Source organism: Paraflavitalea sp. CAU 1676 (genome assembly GCF_029223285.1).
Classification (GTDB): Bacteria; Bacteroidota; Bacteroidia; order Chitinophagales; family Chitinophagaceae; genus Paraflavitalea.
In genome coordinates, this window is sequence record NZ_JARHUJ010000009.1 from 93,351 (window position 1) to 113,931 (window position 20,581).

At 48.1% G+C, this 20,581-nt stretch carries 12 protein-coding genes; 6 read left to right on the forward strand and 6 right to left on the reverse strand.

Annotated elements, in window-relative coordinates; genetic code table 11:
• Window positions 1–80 precede the first annotated feature (80 nt).
• On the reverse strand, window positions 81–1,235 hold the full coding sequence (locus P2H89_RS27550; protein ID WP_275833197.1) for a DUF4105 domain-containing protein: 1,155 nt from the start codon (window positions 1,233–1,235) through the stop codon (window positions 81–83).
• Between the two features lie 158 nt (window positions 1,236–1,393).
• On the reverse strand, window positions 1,394–2,890 hold the full coding sequence (gene guaB, locus P2H89_RS27555; RefSeq protein ID WP_275833198.1) for an IMP dehydrogenase: 1,497 nt from the start codon (window positions 2,888–2,890) through the stop codon (window positions 1,394–1,396).
• Window positions 2,891–3,105: 215 nt separating this feature from the next.
• Between guaB and P2H89_RS27560 the strand changes: the two genes are divergently transcribed.
• Window positions 3,106–3,645 carry a hypothetical protein gene (locus P2H89_RS27560; protein ID WP_275833200.1) on the forward strand — a complete coding sequence of 180 codons (540 nt, stop codon included), beginning with the start codon at window positions 3,106–3,108 and terminating at the stop codon, window positions 3,643–3,645.
• Window positions 3,646–3,654: 9 nt separating this feature from the next.
• On the opposite strand, the gene dprA is transcribed toward P2H89_RS27560, so the two are convergent.
• The 4 genes from dprA to folD all read right to left on the reverse strand — a co-directional run bounded on the left by dprA (window position 3,655) and on the right by folD (window position 8,874).
• Window positions 3,655–4,809, reverse strand: coding sequence for a DNA-processing protein DprA (gene dprA / locus P2H89_RS27565; protein WP_275833202.1), 1,155 nt, complete (start codon window positions 4,807–4,809; stop codon window positions 3,655–3,657).
• 424 nt (window positions 4,810–5,233) lie between these two features.
• The gene (locus tag P2H89_RS27570) at window positions 5,234–7,153 is read right to left on the reverse strand and encodes an OmpA family protein (protein WP_275833204.1); all 1,920 of its coding nucleotides are present in this window, start codon (window positions 7,151–7,153) and stop codon (window positions 5,234–5,236) included.
• Window positions 7,154–7,256: 103 nt separating this feature from the next.
• The gene (locus P2H89_RS27575) at window positions 7,257–7,880 is read right to left on the reverse strand and encodes a 7-carboxy-7-deazaguanine synthase QueE (protein ID WP_275833206.1); all 624 of its coding nucleotides are present in this window, start codon (window positions 7,878–7,880) and stop codon (window positions 7,257–7,259) included.
• Window positions 7,881–7,998: 118 nt separating this feature from the next.
• Window positions 7,999–8,874 carry a bifunctional methylenetetrahydrofolate dehydrogenase/methenyltetrahydrofolate cyclohydrolase FolD gene (folD, locus tag P2H89_RS27580; RefSeq protein WP_275833208.1) on the reverse strand — a complete coding sequence of 292 codons (876 nt, stop codon included), beginning with the start codon at window positions 8,872–8,874 and terminating at the stop codon, window positions 7,999–8,001.
• Between the two features lie 71 nt (window positions 8,875–8,945).
• On the opposite strand from folD, the gene P2H89_RS27585 reads away from it, so the two are divergent.
• From P2H89_RS27585 to P2H89_RS27605, 5 genes are all read left to right on the forward strand, one after another.
• Window positions 8,946–9,794 carry a hypothetical protein gene (locus P2H89_RS27585; RefSeq protein WP_275833210.1) on the forward strand — a complete coding sequence of 283 codons (849 nt, stop codon included), beginning with the start codon at window positions 8,946–8,948 and terminating at the stop codon, window positions 9,792–9,794.
• Window positions 9,791–11,851: a helix-hairpin-helix domain-containing protein gene (locus P2H89_RS27590; RefSeq protein ID WP_275833212.1), complete on the forward strand. Its 2,061-nt coding sequence runs from the start codon at window positions 9,791–9,793 to the stop codon at window positions 11,849–11,851. Before P2H89_RS27585 ends, P2H89_RS27590 begins: the two co-directional genes overlap by 4 nt.
• A gap of 392 nt (window positions 11,852–12,243) precedes the next feature.
• Window positions 12,244–15,384, forward strand: coding sequence for a SusC/RagA family TonB-linked outer membrane protein (locus P2H89_RS27595; protein WP_275833214.1), 3,141 nt, complete (start codon window positions 12,244–12,246; stop codon window positions 15,382–15,384).
• A gap of 19 nt (window positions 15,385–15,403) precedes the next feature.
• Complete coding sequence (locus P2H89_RS27600) at window positions 15,404–16,894, forward strand: SusD/RagB family nutrient-binding outer membrane lipoprotein (protein WP_275833216.1); 1,491 nt, start codon at window positions 15,404–15,406, stop codon at window positions 16,892–16,894.
• A gap of 468 nt (window positions 16,895–17,362) precedes the next feature.
• Entirely contained in the window at window positions 17,363–20,506 is a 3,144-nt protein-coding gene (locus tag P2H89_RS27605) for a SusC/RagA family TonB-linked outer membrane protein (RefSeq protein ID WP_275833218.1), read from the forward strand.
• Window positions 20,507–20,581: the final 75 nt, after the last annotated feature.

The window sequence follows — 20,581 nt, forward strand, 5'->3', positions numbered from 1 at the left end:
GTCTTTTTAAAGATAGGTAATTCATTGCAGGGTATTCCTGCAATTCGATCAACTACTCCTTGAAGCTGCCGGAGTGAGGGTTATTTCCGACGGCACCAGGCCCTTACCAGGATGATGGCCAGGATGGGGGCGATGGCGGGGTTGAGTGTTTGGGGTAATACAAACCAGGTGCCTGCCAGTAAAATGGTTATTATGGCTACTGCCTTAAAGTAGGTTTTTACCCATTGCTTTCCCCGGTTCATGACAAATACAACGGGCAGGTGGGTGGGGAGCGACCAGAGCAGGTTCCAGTTGCTGCGGCACACATCGTCCACGCGAATGATCCAAAGGGTTGCCAGCAGCAGGCCGAGTAATCCCAGCAAGAGGAAGAACACGACATCAAAACCTCTGACGAGGCGGGTGGCTGTTGTTGATTTGGAGAAGGAGAGCAGCGCGACGATCACAAACAGTGCTGCAAACAATACAAAGGGGGTGAACCAACTGCCGGTTTCGGTAGAAGGCGGTGTTGGAAGTATTGTTGCTGTTGCGCCCACCAATGGTTTATTGTCGGCAGTGGCGCTGTCGAATGCCTTCAGGAGGTAATCGGGCAGGAACATGGCCTGCTCGTTGCTGAGCTTTTTGTCGAGGTTGCTGCCCAGCAGGATATCGATCCCGAACTTACTCCAGGGTTGATGTCCTTTATCGAGATAACTGTGTATGAGGTCGCGATAGCTGGGTGTGTTTGCGGGTAATATGTTTCTAAAATTTACCGGGTTATCGGTATTGCGGCGAATGATATCGCGGGCCCTGGTGGTGCAGTTATCGGTATGGAAGTAATAGCCATAAAAGCGATTCTTTTCCTGTGCATTTTCACGGAGTGCGTTGAAAAGCTTGTTCTTTTCTGCGCAGGACAATGACAATACCTGTTCAACGACTCCTCTGTGCTCTGACTGGTATTCATACACAAAATCAGCAAAGGGATAAGCCGAGAGCGCATAGTTCATGAGGCCCTTGGTGAAATTGAGGTAGAAATTAGGGTCGCTGTCGTCGAAGGTGCCGTAGTTGAATACCATGTCCATTCCGGTGGAGGAATCTGTTACGCGAACGGCGGTATGGCCGAAGGTGGAGTAGAGTTCTTCGCCGGGGCTGCAGGTGAGTAAACTGATGCGCAGGTTGCAGGTATCGGTTTGGGAATGGGCTTTGATCCCTATTGAAATGAATACGATAAATGCTACTACAACCCGAACAATTTGCATGGACCTTAATTTCCCGAAAGATAGTGAAAGAAGGGGCAATGTTCAAAGGGTGGGGCAAAGGGTAACACCGATTAAACAGAAAACGGGCTATGAGTGCTTCCGCTCTTTGGAGATGGCGGTTGGCTGCTCATAGCCCGTATTATAATTTGTAAGCGTTATTACCTGCTGTAGTTAGGCGCTTCTTTGGTGATCTCGATATCGTGTGCGTGGCTTTCTTTCATACCAGCGTTGGTGATGCGAACGAACTGGGCCTGTTGCAGGGCCTTGATGTCTTTGGCGCCGCAGTAACCCATTCCGGAGCGGAGGCCTCCCACATACTGGTAAACGATCTCGCTGAGGTTGCCTTTGAATGCTACCCGGCCTTCTATCCCTTCCGGTACGAATTTCTTCACGTCGTCTTCTACGTCCTGGAAGTAGCGGTCGCCGCTGCCCTGGCTCATGGCTCCGATGGAACCCATACCGCGGTATTGTTTGAACTTTCTTCCTTCATAGATGATGGTTTCGCCGGGGCTTTCTTCTGTTCCTGCGAATACGCTTCCCATCATGACGATGTTGGCGCCTGCGGCGAGGGCTTTTACCATATCACCGGTGTAACGGATACCACCATCTGCAATGAGGGGGATACCTTTTTTGTGCAATACAGAGGCTGCTTCCATGATAGCCGTGATCTGCGGCATACCTGCTCCCGCTACGATGCGGGTGGTGCAGATAGAGCCGGGTCCGATACCTACTTTTACGGCATCGGCGCCCGCTTCGGCCAATGCTTTGGCGCCTGCAGCGGTGCCGATATTACCTGCTATTACCTGTAGTTTCTTGAAGTTTTTCTTTACCGCTTTCAAGGCTTCGATTACGCCTTTGCTATGGCCGTGTGCGCTATCCAGGCAAACGATGTCAACACCTATTTGCTGTAATGCAGATGCCCTGTCGAGCAGATCGCGGGTGATGCCCAATGCTGCGCCGGTGAGTAAGCGGCCGTAGCCATCTTTCACTGCGTTGGGGTAGCTTTTCAGTTGTATGATATCACGGTAGGTGACCAGACCGATGAGTGTTCCATCTTTTCTGATCACGGGAAGTTTTTCAATTCTGTGCTGGCTAAGGATCTGACCGGCTTTTTTCATGTCGGTTCCTTCGGGTGCGGTGATCAGCTGTTTGGTCATCACTTCACTGATCTTGCGGCCGGGGTGTGTTTCGAACCGGAGGTCGCGGTTGGTGAGGATACCAACGAGTTTTTTTGCACCGTTGACAATGGGTATACCACCGATCTTATTCTCTTTCATGAGGCGAAGTGCATCGCCGATGGTGGCATCTTCATGAAGGGTAATGGGATCGAGGATCAGTCCACTTTCGCTACGCTTTACTTTGCGTACCTGCTCTACCTGTTTTTCAATGCTCATGTTCTTGTGCAGGATGCCCAAACCGCCTTCACGGGCCAATGCGATGGCCAGGTTGGCTTCGGTAACGGTATCCATTGCTGAAGAAAGCAGGGGTACATTGAGCGTAATGTTTTTGGTGAGTTTGGTGCGGATATCCACTTCGCGGGGCAGTACTTGCGAATAGGCAGGGACCAGTAAAACGTCATCGAACGTTAAACCATCGCCAAAAAACTTACTTGAACTGGGGGAATTTGTCCTTAGAGAGGTATTTCTTGTTGCCATGTGCAAAGGTAGGGTAACAGCACAATATGCTCCAAAAGATTTTTTCAAATTTCAGCCAAAGCCTTACTCACAAAGGGATTGAGCGATTTCAAAACAATAAAGTTAGAAATTTGTTAATGCAAGCGTTGCAGTAGAATAACACATATAGGGTATTGTTCGGGTGCGCCATTTCGTCAACTTTTGCGCTTCAATTCATAACCCCTACTATGTCGTACATGAAAAATGCAAATGTCTTGTTGCTTGTTTTGTTTTCGATTTCCCTTGTTGCTGGCTGTAAGAAAGGCGACACTGGCCCTGAAGGACCGGCCGGACCTGCGGGAACCAAAGGGAATGCGGATGTGGCCCTGTATAATTTCGGTCAACAAACTTTTACAGGATCCCTTAATCTTTTATTGAGCAATTTGTCTCAGGGGAAAGTTGATTCGAGTTTGATTCTGGTGTACTATAATCCTTCCACGGAAGCAGCTACTGCCTGGTATCCAATTCCTGGTTCGGGCCCCGCGAGTACCTATGAAACCCGCTTCTTCGTCTACCAATCTTCAACCAGCCCTGTTAGTGCATACACATTGGGTATACGCACAACTAAGGCGGATGGTACTGTATACCCCACGCAGGTTACCTGGAGGAAGGTACGGGTGATCATTGCTCCCGCTTCTGTCGTCGCTGCCGGTGGCCGCCAAATTCCTGGCGCCGGGTTACCAATTGATGTGAACGATTATGCTGCTGTTTGCAGGTATTTCAATATCGGGCAATAGTTTATTTGTTTATGGCTGGTAGGATGATTCATTCATGCTGATCGATGCCAGCAGTTTGTATCTTTTGCCGGGCAGGTTTTGTATCACGCCCTGTAATTCGAGGTTCAATAATGCCGCTGCGATGGTGCTGCTGCTAAGCCCGCTCCGCAGGTTAAGCTCATCGATGTGCACCATTTCTTTTTGTGACAGCAGGTTGGCGAGTTGCTGTTCTGCCGGATTGAGTGTTATGTACAGTTGTTGCTGTACGGGTGCTTTTTTCGGGTGATTGGCCCAGCCCATGATGTTGATGAGCTGCTGTGCTTCGGTGATCAGCATCGCTTTGTTGCTCCTGATGAGTTCATTGGCGCCGGCACTTTTGGGGTCGGTTGTTTTGCCGGGGAAGGCGAATACATCTTTGTTGTAGCTATTGGCCAGTTCGGCGGTGATCATACTACCACCTTTGACGCCCGTTTCTACTACTATGATGGCGTCGCTCATCCCGGCCACAATGCGATTGCGTGCGGGGAAATTGTGCTTATCGGGTTTGGTTTCACTCATGAACTCCGTAAGTAATCCACCGCCTTCGGCGACCATTTCCCTGGCCAGTTGCTTGTGTTGTGATGGATACAGGGTGTCGAGGCCATGTGCCAACACGCCAACTGTTGGCAATTGATTTTTGAGCGCAGCTTTGTGGGCCAGTGCATCTATACCGAATGCCAGACCGCTTATAATCAATACCTCATAAGGAGCGAGTTCTTTCACCAGGTTTTCTGTGAGGTATTTTCCATATTCCGTGTTGCTTCGGGTGCCAATGATCGATAGAATGCGGGAGCTGTTTAGATCGGCCTCGCCTTTGTAATACAACAGGGTGGGGGCATCGCAGCAGTTCAAGAGCCTTTGCGGGTATTGCGGATCAGTGAGAAAGAGGGGGCGGATATTGAATTTTTCAATGAAGCGCATTTCTTTCTCCAGTTCGTGGAAGGCATCGAATGACCTGATGGCAGCTGCCCGCATTGGGCCAATTCCTTCCACCCTCTCCAATTGTGCTGTACTGGCTTTGAATATGGCTGTGGCCGATCCGAATTGTTCGGCGAGGGTTTTGGCATGTATAGGGCCAATATGTTGTACACTGGCGATGGCAAGCTGGTATTGCAGTTCGTTTTTCATGGCATGAACTATGACCATGAAAATAGATTTTTTTTCAATATGAAATATGCAGCACGAGGGCCCTGTTTGTTCAGGTTTTGTTGTATGCGGTTGCTGATGCCGGTTTCAATGATCGCGGATGGGCACCAGCTGCCCTGCCGTTCTTAGTGAAAAAGGCTACGTTTCAGCAGTTGTGCTATTTGTTCGAGACCGGTACGGGAGCGGTACGGGTCGGGTACGGGAGCGCCTGGGAGCCGGTAGGGTCGACGTCTTCAACCATGTTTAACGATCTACTTAATAGCTGGTTTACGCCTTGAACAAAGTCCTACTTCCTCGTTCGCTACTCAAACCTAGTTTATTTCAATAGGGCTGCCAAGGTTATGAAGCCGTGTGTAATGCCATGTCAGGTTATGTCATGACATAACCTGACATGGGTAAATAATGAGGTTTGTGGTGGAAACGCTTAATTGCTGATCACTTTCATCTCGGTGCGTCTGTTTTGTGCGCGTCCTTCTTCAGTTGCATTATCAGCTACCGGCATGGTTGCTCCAAATCCTTTAAAGGAGAGGCGTTGGGGATTGATGCCTTTGCCGGTGAGGTATTTAACTACAGACTGTGCACGGTTGTTGGACAGCACCAGGTTGTCCTCGGGTTTACCTACGTTATCGGTATGTCCGCCGATCTGGATCTTGATCGTTGGGTTATCCCGCAGCAAAACAAACAGTTTGTCGAGCTCGGAGGTCGATTCGGGTTTGAGGTCGAATTGTTTTGAATCGAAGAATATATTCTTCAACACGATGGAGGCATTGGCTTCCAGCGGTTGCAGGGGTATGTCTATATGGTACGTGGAATCGGGCGCTTTCTGGCTGAGTGAGAAATTGTCGGAAAAGAAGAGGTACCCTTTGCGATTTACGTTGAACGCATAGTCTTTACCGATGGGCAATGTAACGAGGTAGTTGCCGGTTTCATCGGTCTGTACCTTGCTAACCACTTCCTGGCTGGCCAGGTCGGTCAGTTCGATGGCTGATGGAAGTCCTTTGCTGGTCTTCTTATCGTATACCTTTCCTTTTACCCAAAGGGTGCGTGCGGGGCGCACATCGTTGCGCAATTCGAATGTATATATATCGAGGCCGCCCCGGCTGTCACTTCGGTCGCTTGCATAATAAGCAGTTTTACCATCGGCGGCTATGATGAGGCTGCCTTCGTTCTCGATGGTGTTGATGGGATAACCGAGGTTGGTTGCCTTGCCCCAAGTGTTATTGGGTCCTTTTTTGCTCAGGAAGAGATCGTCGCCACCATATCCGAGATGACCATTCGAGGTGAAATAAAGTGTTTGATTATCGGCGTGTATGAAGGGACAGCTTTCGTTTCCGGCAGTATTGACTTCGGGGCCGAGGTTCGCAGCTTCGCTCCATTGCCCGTTGGGCAGGTAGTGGCTTACGTAGATATCACTGCCTCCGTAACCACCACTGCGGCTGCTGGCAAAGTAGAGATCGCGCTTGTCGGGTGATAGGGTGGGGGCTGAGTCCCAGCTCTCGCTGTTTACGCGCGGTCCGAGGTTGACGGGAGCACTCCAGCCATCGAGTGTATTGTAGGATATGTAGAGATCGCAACTGCCAAAGCCTTCGCGGAAATTGCAGCCGGTAAAAACGAGCCATTGCCCATCCTGAGATATGGCCTGCGCTCCTTCGTTGGCGTCGGTATTGATGTCGCCGTCGAGCGGTTTTGCTTTCGACCATTTTCCATCGATGCGATGAGCGCCAAAAAAGTCTTCATTGTAGTGTTTCACCCGGCGGGTGATGATCAGTTCACTGCCATCGATGGTGAGGGCTGGATAGTATTCCGATACTACCGAGTTGATGCTGTCGCCCAGGTTCTGGGGTTCGAACTTGTATTCGGACAGCTGTTTTTGTTTGGCGTATTCGATGGCGAATTGATAGCTTTTCTGGCGGAATTCACCAGCCTTGCGGCTTTTGTCATTGAGGTTGGGGATGGTGAGAAACTCCGTTACCGCCGCCAGTGCCTTTTCAAACTCCCCTTTACCGGCCAGGTTGATGGAGTAGGGAAGGTTATAGTCCCTGAAATAGTCTGCATCGATCTCTTTTGCTTTCTGGTAGTTCTCGATGGCGCCGGGGTAGTCTTTCATTTCGCCGTACATACCGGCGATAGACAGGTAGGCATCGAGAAAGCGGGGATCTATCTTCACGGCATCTTTCAACAATTTGATGCCTCCTTTGAAGTCGTCTTCCTGGGCTTTGGAAAGGGCTTTTTCGTACAGGTCGGCAGCTTTCTTGCTTACTTTAGCAGGATCATATTGCTGCGCCATTACGCATATAGGGGCAATGATGACTAACAGTACGGTAAAGTAACGCTTGATTCCCATGCTAACCTTTTTTGTTGTTTCAGACGGTCTTTCTTTCCAGACGATAATTCGTTGCTGTAAGATAGTATCCAATTGTTAAAAACGTAAAAGGCAGGGGTTTATTCTAAGGTACGTTGATATACTTATGGATCTGGAGCGACAGTTCCCATTGAGGATTTTCTTTAATGTATTCAATGATCAGCGGGGTCATTTCTTTCGACTTATCCCATTCGGGCGCCAGGTATAATTTACAGCAGGGGTTTACCAATGCTGCATATTTCTCGGCCCAGGCGAAATCGCTTTTGTTAAAGATCACCACTTTCAGTTCGTGGGCAACCGGCAGTATTTCGGGCAGGGGGAACTTGAATTTTTTGGGCGAGAGGCAGATCCAATCCCATTCTCCGCTGAGGGGAGAGGAGCCTGATGTTTCTATATTTGTTTGAAAACCAGCTTCATGCAATGCGACTGTGAGGGCATCGAGATTGTGCATCAGGGGTTCTCCGCCGGTTATCACTGCCATCCGGCCGGGGAAGGCGGCGGCGGCGTTTACCATTTCATCGATGGTTTGCAGGGGATGTTTGGAGGCATCCCAGCTATCTTTCACATCGCACCATACGCAACCGACATCACAACCACCGAGGCGGATAAAATAGGCGGCTTTGCCCTGATAGTATCCTTCTCCCTGGATGGTATAAAAGGATTCCATGACGGGTAAGCTGATCACGGCCGGTACTGCACTTGTTTCCATAATCGGCAAATTTACGAAAATACGGGGAGTAGCGGGAGGGCATGGCGGCTGCCCCTATTAAAAAAGCCTATTGTTTTGCGCGTTACAAAACAATAGGCTCAATATGGGTTTGATCGCTTTAATTCTTGGCGGCGCAGGCTGCGTAGGTGTTCTTCATCAGTGCTGCGATGGTCATTGGACCTACTCCACCCGGAACGGGGGTAATGTAGCTACATTTGGGTGCCACGTTGGCAAAATCTACATCGCCTTTGATGCTATAGCCACTTTTTTTGGCCGCATCGGCCACACGGGTAATACCTACATCGATCACGATGGCTCCTTCCTTGACCATATCGGCCGTGAGGAATTCTGGTTTGCCCAGGGCAGCTACTATAATGTCAGCCTGCAAGCACAGTTCCTTCAGATTCTTTGTTTGTGAGTGACACAGGGTCACCGTGCAGTTGCCCGGGTTGGTGTTTGCACTCAACAGGATGCTCATGGGGCGGCCAACGATATTGCTGCGGCCGATCACTACGGCATGTTTGCCTTTGGTGTCGATCTTATAATGTTCCAGCATCAGCATGATGCCGTGCGGGGTAGCAGAAATGAATGATGGAAGTCCCTGCACCAATTTTCCTACACTTACCGGGTGAAAACCATCGACATCCTTGGAGGGATCGATGGCGTTGATCACTTCTTCGTCGGAAATATGCTTGGGGAGCGGGAGTTGCACCAGGATGCCGTCAATATCGGGATCGGCGTTGAGCTCGGCGATGACGTTGAGCAGTTTGAACTCGCTGATATCATCATCGAGGCGGATGAGGGTGGATTTGAAGCCTATTTCTTCGCAGGTCTTTACTTTGGAAGCAACGTAGGTTTCGCTGGCGCCGTTGTTACCGACCAATACTGCGGCCAGGTGGGGTATTTTTTTGCCTTCTGTCCTTAACTGACCTACATTCAGGCGCAGTTCATCTTTTGTAGCCTGTGAAACAAGCTTCCCGTCTAAAATTTGCATGGCGCAAAGGTAATATTGGTAATCTGTTTGGTAAATTTTTACGTTAGTTTTTCCTTTCCAAAACTAATTACTTGAAAAACCAACGCTTATCGACGTCCTTCGGGGCATTATTATCCGTCTGCTGTTGTTTTGCCAATTTACTGGCCTATTCCCAATCCTTACGATATCCTCAGGCGGCCCAGTTTATGGGAATGGGAGCTTATAGTCATCATTTTGTGGATGTTTTTTCAGGGTCTGCCAACCAGGCTGCCCTTTCCCGGCTACCCCGGGCTGGTGGGGGCGTGTATGGCGAACGAAGGTTTATGCAGGATAAGTTATCCAACTTCCAGGCGGTGATAGGTGTGCCGACCGGTCGTGGTGGGTGGGGTGTCAGTGCCACTTACCTGGGTTCGGGCGAGTATAATGAATCGCAGGTGGGTATTGCTTACGGTATGCAGCTGGGGCAGGTTGATATTGGCATGCAGATGAACTATGCTATGGTCCGGGCGGCCGATTATGGAAGTGATGGGACCTTAGTTGTTGAGGTGGGCACTATCTGGCATATGACCCGGCAGGTGCATGTGGGTGTTCACGTGTTCAATCCCTATGGTGGTAAGTACGGCAAGCAGAGCCAGGAGAAAATGGCCTGGGTCTATAAGATGGGCATGGGGTATGAGGTGTCGGAGAAAGTGCTGCTGAGCTTTGATGTCATTAAGCAGGAAGATAAAGATGTTACTGTGTTAGCCGGCCTGCAGTATGCGCTGGATGGAAAGTTATTTGTGCGCGCCGGTTTGGCTACTGCCACTGCTTCGCCGTGGATGAGTGTGGGATGGGCCTGGAAGAACATGCGAACCGATATAACCGGCAGTTATCATCCTCAATTAGGTTTCACCCCGGGCCTGCTCCTGATCTTTAATACCGGTAAAGAACGCACCGAATGAAAGTGGCTATCTTACTCTTGTGGGCGCTTGCTGGTGCAGGTTGCTTCACCTATGCGCAGGTGCCGGTTTCGCAGCCAGAGCAACAATTGGAAAACCAGGCGGAAATGACCGAGCTGTCGCCGGAAGACGACGGCGCGTGGCAGCAGCTGGAATCGTTTCGGAAGCATCCCTTAAACCTCAATAGGGCGAGCCGGGAGGAGTTGGAACTACTGCCGATGCTCCATGCTTTGCAGATAGATGCACTGCTGCGCTATAGAAAGTTACTTGGCAAGCTGGTGAGTGTGCAGGAATTGCAGGCTGTGCCCGGCTGGAACCTGGAAACCATCCGGCAGGTATTGCCTTTCGTAGTGGTGAACGCTGGTGATGTTACTGAGGCTACCTGGGGTAAACGTTTGTTTGGCGGCGATCATGCTATTTTGTTGCGTACTTCACGCATCCTGGAACGTACAAAAGGTTATGATGTGCCTACTACTCCCGGCGGCAGTCACTATGTTGGTGATCCGTTTCGATTATTTGTCCGCTATCGCTATAGCTACGGTAACCGGGTGCAGTATGGTCTGACGGCCGACAAGGATGCAGGCGAACCATTCTTAAAAAAAGGAGATCGGGGTGGATTTGACTTTTATTCCTTTCATCTCTATCTGCGCAACCTCAAAGCCATCAAGTGCCTGGCCTTAGGCGATTTTACAGTGAATATGGGGCAGGGGTTGATCCACTGGCAAAGTCTGGCATTTAAAAAAAGTTCGGCGGTCATCCAGGTTAAACGGCAAGGGCCGGTTTTGAGACCCTATAGTGCAGCGGGAGAGTATTTCTTTCACCGGGGGGCGGGCGTCACTTTGCAGACCGGTCAATGGGAGGCTACGGGTTTTGCCTCCGTACGAAAGTTGGACGCCAACCTGGTCAATGACAGTATTACTTCGCTTATAACGACTGGCTATCACCGAACATTGGCGGAATTGGCTGACCGCCATAATGTAGAGCGGCTAACAGCGGGGGGCACTATCAAGTACAGCCAACGCCTATGGCATATTGGTATCAATACCGTACAATACCGTTTCTCGAAAGGATTTGCCTTGCCCACTGCGTTGTATGACAGGTATGCCATCACCGGCAGGCGATGGAGTAATTATAGCGTTGATTATGCCTTTACTTATAAGAACCTCCATCTTTTTGGCGAAGCCGCGGCCGATCATCAACTGCATAAAGCATTTGTGCAGGGGGTAATGACGAGTGTTGACAGGAAGGTGGATCTTTCCTTATTGTACCGCCGCATCGATAAGCGATTCCAAACGGTGCAAGGGAATGCTTTTACTGAAAATTACCTGCCTGGTAATGAGGAGGGTTTGTTCATGGGCTTGTCGTTAAGGCCTGCTCCTGTATGGCAACTGGATGCTTATGCCGATCTTTTTCGGTTTCCCTGGTTGAAATATCGTGTCAATGCGCCGGGGAATGGATGTGATTACCTGCTGCAGCTTTTGTACAAACCCAATAAGCAAGTTGAATTGTTGAGCCGCTACCGTTATGAACAAAAGCCGGTTAATGATGACGGGGAAGGCGTGCTGAAACCTGTTGCTTTGACTTCGCGGCAAAACTGGAGAACCCAATGGCAATTCCAGGCGAGCACACCTATATTAATAAGGAGTCGTGTTGAACTGGTTTGGTTTCGTTCATCGCCTGGCGCCAACGCTGAAAAGGGATTCTCTGCTTTCACTGAGTTGTTCTACGATCCTCCAACACCTTTTTCGGGTAACCTGCGCATTCAGTTCTTTGAAACGGCGGGGTATGATTCACGCATCTATGCTTATGAACAGGATGTACCTTTTTATTTTTCCATTCCTGCTTTCAGTGGCAAAGGGTGGCGGTATTATGTTAACGGCCGCTATAATTGTTCGTCGCTGTTTTATGGGAAACGGTCACCGAAGTTTGGTTGTGTGATCGCCTGGAGGGTAGGGCAGTTCCTGTTTCCGGAGGAGGTTGTTACTGGAAGCGGTTTAGAGTCGATGACAACAAAACAGAAAACGGAGTTCAGGATCCAGGTGTTGTTAACTAGCCGTTAGCAAAAAGATTAAAAACAAATTAATGTCGTTTTTAGCTACAGAGTGTGTTCTGAACAGTTATAGTAAGCAAAAATCTTTTACAGATGATACACTGCCTTTTCTGGTATCATATGTTAAAGATTGAATAATATAGAGCTGCTTGCAACGGTTGATATGTAAGTAGCAGTCATGGGTTGTAGTTTTCGGTTGCTAATCCGTGTTAATTGAGCGTTAAGTTGGATTAAAAGCTCGTTAAATGTGCGTTAAGGAATCCTTAAATCGATCATGATTCATTTAATTGCATCGCCTTATTTTCCGAAAATGGAAGGAATCTAAATTGTATGACCTCGTTACAGTCACATCAATATTCCTTCGGGTCACAACCAAATTGTATTTAATAATTTAATTAACACATGAGAAAGATTCTATCGCTGTTTACAGCGCTGGTGACGTGCGCTGTTATGGCTTTCGGTCAATCGCGTCCCCTGACCGGCCAGGTAAACGACAGCAAAGGTGATCCCATCCCTTTTGCTACAATCAAGGTCAAAGGCACCGATATTGGTGCTGCTGCTGACGCTTCCGGGAAATTTTCCATTAATGTTCAAGATGGTGCTGTGTTAGTGATCACTGCTACCGGCTATGGTGCAAAAGAAGTGCCAGTTGGTTCAGGTAGCACATTGAATGCTGTACTTCAAAGCAGTGGCGCCATGCAGGAAGTGGTGGTAACCGCCATGGGCGTTACCAAATCCAAAAGAGCTGTGGGTGTAGCTGTACAGGACATTCAGGGTGACAAACTGATGCAAACCAAGCAAACCGACCTGAATACTGCGCTGGCTGGCCGTGTGGCTGGTGTGCAGATACTCGGTGGTTCGGGTGCCAAGTTTGGTACTTCTACCGTACGTATCCGCGGTGTAAATACCCTCGGAACCGGTAACCCATTGTATGTTATTAATGGTGTGCCCACCGATGGTCGTGATGTGAACATGGACGATGTAGAGTCTGTATCTGTTTTGAAAGGACCTGCTGCTACCGCTCTTTATGGTCAGCGTGGTTCGGAAGGTGTTATTGTGATCACTACCAAGAAGGGCAAGAAGAATGCTGGTATTGGTCTTGAGTTCAACCAAAGCACCACTTTTGAGCGGGTAGCTACGCTGCCTAAGTATCAAAATGAATATGGTGGTGGTTACTACCAGGACTGGTACACTTTCAAATACGACCCTTCCAAAGATGCGCCAGCGTTGGCTGCTATGGATGGTGCAAAGTACTATGACTATTTTGCTGATGAAAGCTGGGGTCCTAAAATGGATGGTACTTTATATGCTCCCTGGTATTCCTGGGATCCTGAAGATCCTGACTATGCCAAGCTGAAGCCATTCGTTGCGCAAAAAGACAATATTCGTGACTTTTATGAAACAGGCGTGGCTTACAATACCAACGTTGCTTTTTCAAAGGTTACCGACAATTCCAACACCCGTGTTTCTTTCACTAACCTGTCGAGGACTGGTGTGAGCCCCAACAGCCGCCAAACCAAGAACTGGCTGTCGATCAACAACTCTATTGACCTGACCAAGAAGTTTTCTCTGAATACGAATATCAACTATGTATATGAATTCCTGTTCAACGTGCCCACAGAAGGTTATGGCACGCAAACGGCTGGTTCTTTCAACCAGTGGTTTCAGCGTAACCTGGAAATGGACAAGCTGAAAAGGTACAAGAGAACTGACGGCTCTTATACTTCCTGGAACGTAAACGGCCCCCGTGACCTGAGCCCGAAGTTCTGGGATAACCCCTATACGGAGGTGTATGAGAATATCAGCAACAACAAACGTCAACGTATTTATGGTAACATTGGCGGTACGTACAAATTCAACTCTCATTTGAAAGCTACGGTGCTGGCCCGTGCTGATGTATACAATCAGAACTTCGACAGCAGGGTAGCTTCGGGTACTTTGAACCTGGATGCCTTCCGCACTTACCAGAACAATACCCGCGAGCTGAACTTTGTGGGTAGCGTGGAGTACGATAACGAATTTGGTGATCTTTCTCTGCGTGCTGGTGCTTATGCTGAAAAACGTTCCAACTACAGCAATTATGTTAACGAAGCAACGGCGGGTGGTTTAACGATCCCTAACTATTATAATATAGCAGCTTCGAAGAACAGACCTACTACCAACAATACTTTAACGCGCAGCGAGGTAAGATCTGCTTACGGATACGTGTCTTTGGGTTGGAGGAACTTCCTGTTCCTGGATCTGAACACGCGTAACGACTGGTCTTCGGCCCTTCCCATTTCGAACAACTCTTACCTCTATGGTGGTGTTGCTTCTTCTTTTGTGTTTACAGAGCTGCTTCCCCAGAACGATATCCTGAGCTTTGGTAAACTGAGGGCGTCTGTGGCGCGTGTTGGATCTGATCTGGCTGCTTACAACGTATACCAGACTTATACGGTAGGTACTCCTTATGATACTTATCCAACATTGTCGGTTCCCAACACGATCCCCAACAATACCCTGAAGCCAGCTTTGTCTACTGCCTACGAGGTTGGTACTGAGCTTCGCTTCCTGCGTAACCGTATCCGTTTTGACTTCAACTATTACAGCCGTGAGACCAAGGATCAGATCCTGAACCTGACGATCCCCAGCACCACTGGGTATAGCGCTGCGCTCGTAAATGCGGGTAATATCGCTAACCACGGTATTGAGATCAATCTGGGTGGTACTCCTGTAAGGACGAAAGACCTTAGCTGGGATATCGATATCAACTTCGGTTACAACCGCAATGAGGTTAAGTCTCTCTACGGCGAAAGCAAAAACCTGGCTGTTAACCCTGCCGGTTTAGGTTCTTCTTTTGGTTTCGTTGGTACTCCTGGTATCAGTGTGAATGCCCGTGTAGGTGAAACCTATGGTATGCTGATCGGTACTGGTTACAAGCGTAACGAGTCTGGCCAGATCCTGGTAGATGATGAAGGTATTCCTTTACTGGAGCAGAACAAGGAGCTGGGTTCTATTCTGCCCGACTTTACCGGTGGTGTGTTCAATGAAGTTACTTATAAGAATTTCACCCTCGGGTTCTCTATCGACTTCCAGAAAGGTGGTAAGCTGATGTCTTTGACCAGCATGATCAATGCAGGTTCAGGTCTGTCTCAACTCACTGTTGGCAATAACGACAAGGGAAATCCAAAACGTGATGCTGTTGACGACGGTGGTGGTGTTCGTGTAGATGGTGTTCGTGCATCCGATGGTAAAACGAACAATGTTTATATCGAGACCAAAGATTACTATGAAACAGTGCTTTCTTCTCTCTGGGAAGAATGGGTATACGATGCCACTTTCGTAAAGCTGCGTGAAGTAAGACTCGGTTATAACCTGCCCAAGCGTTGGTATCAGAAGTTGAATATTCAAAATGCCAATTTCTCTGTCATCGCTCAAAACCCCTGGTTGATCTACAGTACTGTGAAAGGAATTGATCCTTCTCAGCTGCAAACTCCCTGGATGGACTCGGGTCAGTTGCCTGGCACCCGTACCCTCGGTTTTAACCTGAAGCTGCAATTCTAATCTTTCAAAAAAGAGTATTATGAAATCAACTTTTGTAAAATATATCACCTCCTGCTTACTGGTCGCTACGGTTGTGACTTCGTGCAGTAAGCCGGGAGACTTTGGCGATATGAATGTGGATCCGAACAATCCATCGGACCCCAATACCGCTTTGTTACTGACCAGTGCCATGCGTTCCAGCTTAAGCAGCGGAACCGGCGCTGTAACTGCTGCCGATCCTTTGTTGTATGTGCAGCATATCTCGGAGGTGATCTACACTACTGCCTCCTTGTACACCAGCCGTATTTTTGACTACAACGGTCTTTATAATGGTCCTTTGAATGATCTGCAAACGATCATCAAGCTCAATTCTAATGCTGAGACGAAGAGCAAGCCTTATGTTTTAGCTGGTGGTTCCAATGCCAATCAGCTGGCGGCGGCCCGTATCTTGAAAGCCCACATCTTTATGCAAATGACTGATCGCTGGGGCGATATTCCTTATTCTGCCGCTTTCCAGGGCGTTGAGGATATTACTCCTGAGTTCGATGAGCAGAAAGTGGTTTACCAGGCTCTGTTGAAAGAACTGAAAGAAGCCATTGCTCAGATCGACAATGGCGCGGGTCCTACCGGCGACATCCTGCTGGGTGGTGATATGGGTTGGTGGAAAGAGTGGGCCAATTCGATCCGCATGATCATTGGTCTGCGCTTGTCTATTGCTGACCCCACTACGGGTAAGGCTGAATTTGCCGATGCCTCCACTGCAGGTGGCCTTGCTGGCAATAGCCACAATGTATTTTATCAATACCTGGCCGATGCCAACAACCAGAACCCCTGGTATAATAACTATAATATTGGCAAGCGCTATGATTACGCTATCAGCGAAACGATGGTGAATAAGCTGAAGTCATTGAGCGATCCACGTTTACCTGTTTTTGCCGATCTTACTTCTGCAGGTACTTATGTGGGCATGCCCTATGGTTTGAAGACCGTGCCCAATGGTGTTTCTGCCGGTACGGTTGATGCTCCCGGTACCATTTCTCTGATTGGAAGAACATTTCGTTTGCAAGGGTCGAAGGCTGCTGTAACTACTTATGCTCAAATCCAGTTTGCGAAGGCTGAAGCCGCGCACCTGGGTTGGATCGGTGGTGGTGAAGCTGCTGCTGAAACTTTTTACCTGGCGGGCATCAAGGCTTCACTGGAGCAGTTTGGCGTTGGCGCTTCTTATGCGACCTATATTGCTCAACCGGCTGTTGCCTACAATGCAGCGAAAGCTGTTGAAACCATTCAAAACCAAAAGTGGATCGCCAGTTACCTCGGTAACGGTTATGAAGCCTGGGCTGAGTGGAGAAGGACTGGTTTTCCGGTGTTGACGCCTGCAAAGGATGCAGCTCCTGTATCGGGTGGACAGATCCCCCGCCGTCAGGCATATCCTACTACTGAGCGCGATTTGAATACTGCGAATTACAATACTGTGATCCAACGTCAAGGGGCAGATGAACTGACTACCAAGACCTGGGTTGAAAAGCCTTAATTGTAACTATTTATTTCTTTTGTGACTGTAATCAGCCGGCGTGGTTCTCCACGGCCGGCTTTTTTTTGTGGGTTGATGGGAGTGGGGGGCGGAAAAAACAGGAATAGGTGGATGATGGGCACATTTGATACTTGCCCGCGGGGCAGTCAAATATTATCTGCGTGTAATCGAAAATTGTTATTGCGGTAAGGGTATTCAGGTATTGTTGGAGAATAGCAGTGGCTGAAACAGTCTTTTCGTGCCTTGTAAAGGTGCCGGAATTGTGATAAAACCCATTGAAGAACAGTGTTTAATCCCTTGCTAAAACGTATTAGATCTGATTGATATTTAATGCTTTTAGAAATTTTTATAGAAGGTTGCAGCACTTTCAAAAGTCCCTTTGTCTATTCCTTCACGGTTTTTTAACATTTTTTTTTTTGATTCAAAAGTTCCTCTATTTTAGCGGACTTATAAAAAACTAACAGTCACATGAGTAAACTCCTATCACTGCTCGCAGTGCTGGTGTGTTTTGCTACGCTGTCCTATGCGCAGTCGAAACAATACACCGGTAAAGTGGTTGACAAAGACAAGCAACCAGTCCCTAATGCCTCCATTGTTATCAAAGGTTCCGACGTTGCAACTGTTGCTGATTCAGATGGTAATTTCAAGATTACCGCAAAACCAGGCGATGTTCTGGTAGTTTCAGCGATCAGCTTCACTCCCATCACGCTCAAAGTTCAGAATCAGGCTAATTTAACGGTTTCGCTTTCCAGCACTGACAAGGTGATGGAAGAAGTTATCGTAACCGCTGGTGGTATTAAATCCAAGCGGAAAGAAATTGGTACTGCCACTACGACGATCAAGGCTGAATCACTGGTAGCTGGTAAATCTGTATCAGTTGCAGGTGGTTTGCAAGGTAAAGTAGCTGGTTTGCAGATCAACGCAACCGGTGGTGGTGTAAACCCCAACTACCGTTTGATCCTGCGTGGTCAGCGTTCTTTGACTGGTAACAACCAGGCGTTGGTGGTGTTGGACAACGTGATTGTGCCAAATGACATCCTGGGTAACCTGAATCCTGAAGACGTTGAGGACGTTGTAGTTCTGAACGGATCTGGTGCTGCTGCCCTGTATGGTTCACAAGCTTCCAACGGTGCGGTGGTTATAACTACCAAGAAAGGTAAAAAAGGTGTTATTTCAGTTGGATTGAGCAACACGGTTACAGTTCAGGAAGTTGCTTTCTATCCTAAAATACAGAAGAAGTATGGCGCTGGTGGTAGTACTTATGGTACTGATGCTAATGGCAAGCCTTTCTTCTCGTATCTGGAAAACCAGTCTTATGGTCCCGAGTTTGATGGCACCAAAAGACCTTTAGGTGATTTCCTCGAAGATGGATCTCAGGATTCTGCGATCTATGCTTACAACCCAGGTCACTTTGATTTCTGGGAGAAAGGTGTTACTAACCAAACAGACTTCTCTTTGTCTGCAGGTGATGATGTGTCTACTTTCTACCTTTCTGGTCAATATGCTTCAGTAACCGGAACTACTCCCGGCGACAAATTCAATCGTTCTTCACTCCGTGTAAACGGTACCCGCAAAGTGGGTAAGAATATCATGGCAACTTATGCCGTAGCGTATATTCAAAACAGGTACGATATCACTACCCAAACAGGTAGCATGTATGCCAACATGTTGAACATGCCTTCAAACGTTGATATCACCAAATACAAAAACTGGCGCACAGATAAATTCGCAAACCCCAATGGTTTCTATAACCCCTGGTATCAGAACCCTTATTTCAGTGCTGATAACTATCGTTCCAAGCAGCGGAATGACTATTTGACTGGTAGCCTGGAAATCAAGTACAGTCCTTTAAAGAACCTGGACATCGTTGCCCGTCAGGGTGTTGTGACCAGGAACTATTCGAACAAGAATACTGTAGGTGAGTTCCTGTATACTGAATATGCCAAGCATACTGATCAAAGCTCAAAGGCCGATATTCCTGGTTCAGTGTCTGATGGTAGCAGCTATACTACTCAGTTGCTCAGTGACGTATTTGCTCAGTACACCCATGAAGTTGGTGAGTTTGACTTCAAATTGATCGGTGGCGGTCAATGGCGTCAGGACGAAGCTAAATTCGTAAATGTTGGTGCAAGTGGTCTGGTAATCCCCGGTTTGTACAACGTTTCTTATGGCGTTGGTACTCCTGATGCCAGTGAGTCGAATTTCAAAGCACGTCAAATCGGTATGTACGGTGACTTCCGTGTAGGTTTCAGGAATTACCTCTTCCTGCATGGTACTTTAAGAAATGACTGGGTGTCAATTCTTAACAGCAACAACCGTTCTTTCATGTATCCTTCGGTTGACGTTTCTTTCGTTGCCAGCGATGCCCTTGATTTCATCAAGAGTTCAGAAGCGATCAGCTACCTGAAACTTCGTGCTGGTTGGTCTAAGGTTGGTCAGGTTAACCTGGGCGGCAATTTCGGAGCTTATTCCCTGGTTCCTACTTATAGCAGTAATGCAAATGGTTTCCCTTACGGAACACTTGCTGGTTATACAGTAGACAACACCCTGGTTGCGCCCGAATTGAAACCAGAGTTGACTGGCAGCTATGAATTTGGTTTTGAATTGAACCTTTTCAAAGACCGCTTCACTTCGAATGTTACCTGGTACGATAGCAAAACAGATGATCAAACCGTAAATACCCGTATTTCAAGTGCCAGTGGTTTTTCTGGTCTGAGAACGAATACAGGTCAAACGCAAAGCCGTGGTCTTGAGGCTACTGCTCACTATACGCCCATCAAGACAAATGACTTTACTGTAACTGTTGGTGGTAACTACACCTACCTTGACAATAAGGTTAATTTCATCAATGCGGATCTTCCCCGTTTGGCCCTGGCTACTTACGGTGCAGACGGACCTGGTTCTTATGCTGTTGCCGGTCAGACTTTCCCTGTGATCATGGGCTTCGACTACAAGCGTGATGCTGGCGGTCGTGTTATCGTAGATCGTCTTACTGGTTTGCCAACCAAGTCTGATACTATCTCTATTCTTGGCAATTCCGCTTACAAGAATAGGCTGAGCCTCGATGCGTCGGTTACCTATAAGAACTTTACTTTCTCCATGCTGTGGGAGTATCGTGGTGGTGCGCAGGTCTACAATGCAATGGGATCTGAACTGGATTGGGCTGGTACCGGATACAGAACAGCCATCTACAACCGTGAAAGATTTGTATTCCCCAACTCAGTTGTAGAAGATCCTGCTAAACCCGGCAGCTACATCCCCAATACTGAATACATGGTGAGAACTCCCAATGGTAACGCAGGCTTCTGGTCTGATGGTATCAACAGGGACGTTTCTTCGAACTATGTTACCTCTGCTGATTTCTGGAAATTGCGTGAATTGGCGGTTACTTACAGTGTACCTGCTAACATCGTAAGAAAGATCAGAGGCTTCAAAGGTATCAATATCAGTGTTCAGGCACGTAACCTGTTGTTGTTCATGGCTCGCGATAACTACTATACCGACCCTGAATACAGTGATGCAGGTAACGACAGCAATGGTATTGGTCTTACTGGTTTGGGACAAACGCCTCCTTCACGTTACTATGGAGCTACCTTGTCTTTCAAATTCTAACATCATTTTCAGTTAACATTTCAGAGACTGTTCCTGCCTCCAATAGTTCATGGTTTAAGCAAGTGAAGAGTGGCC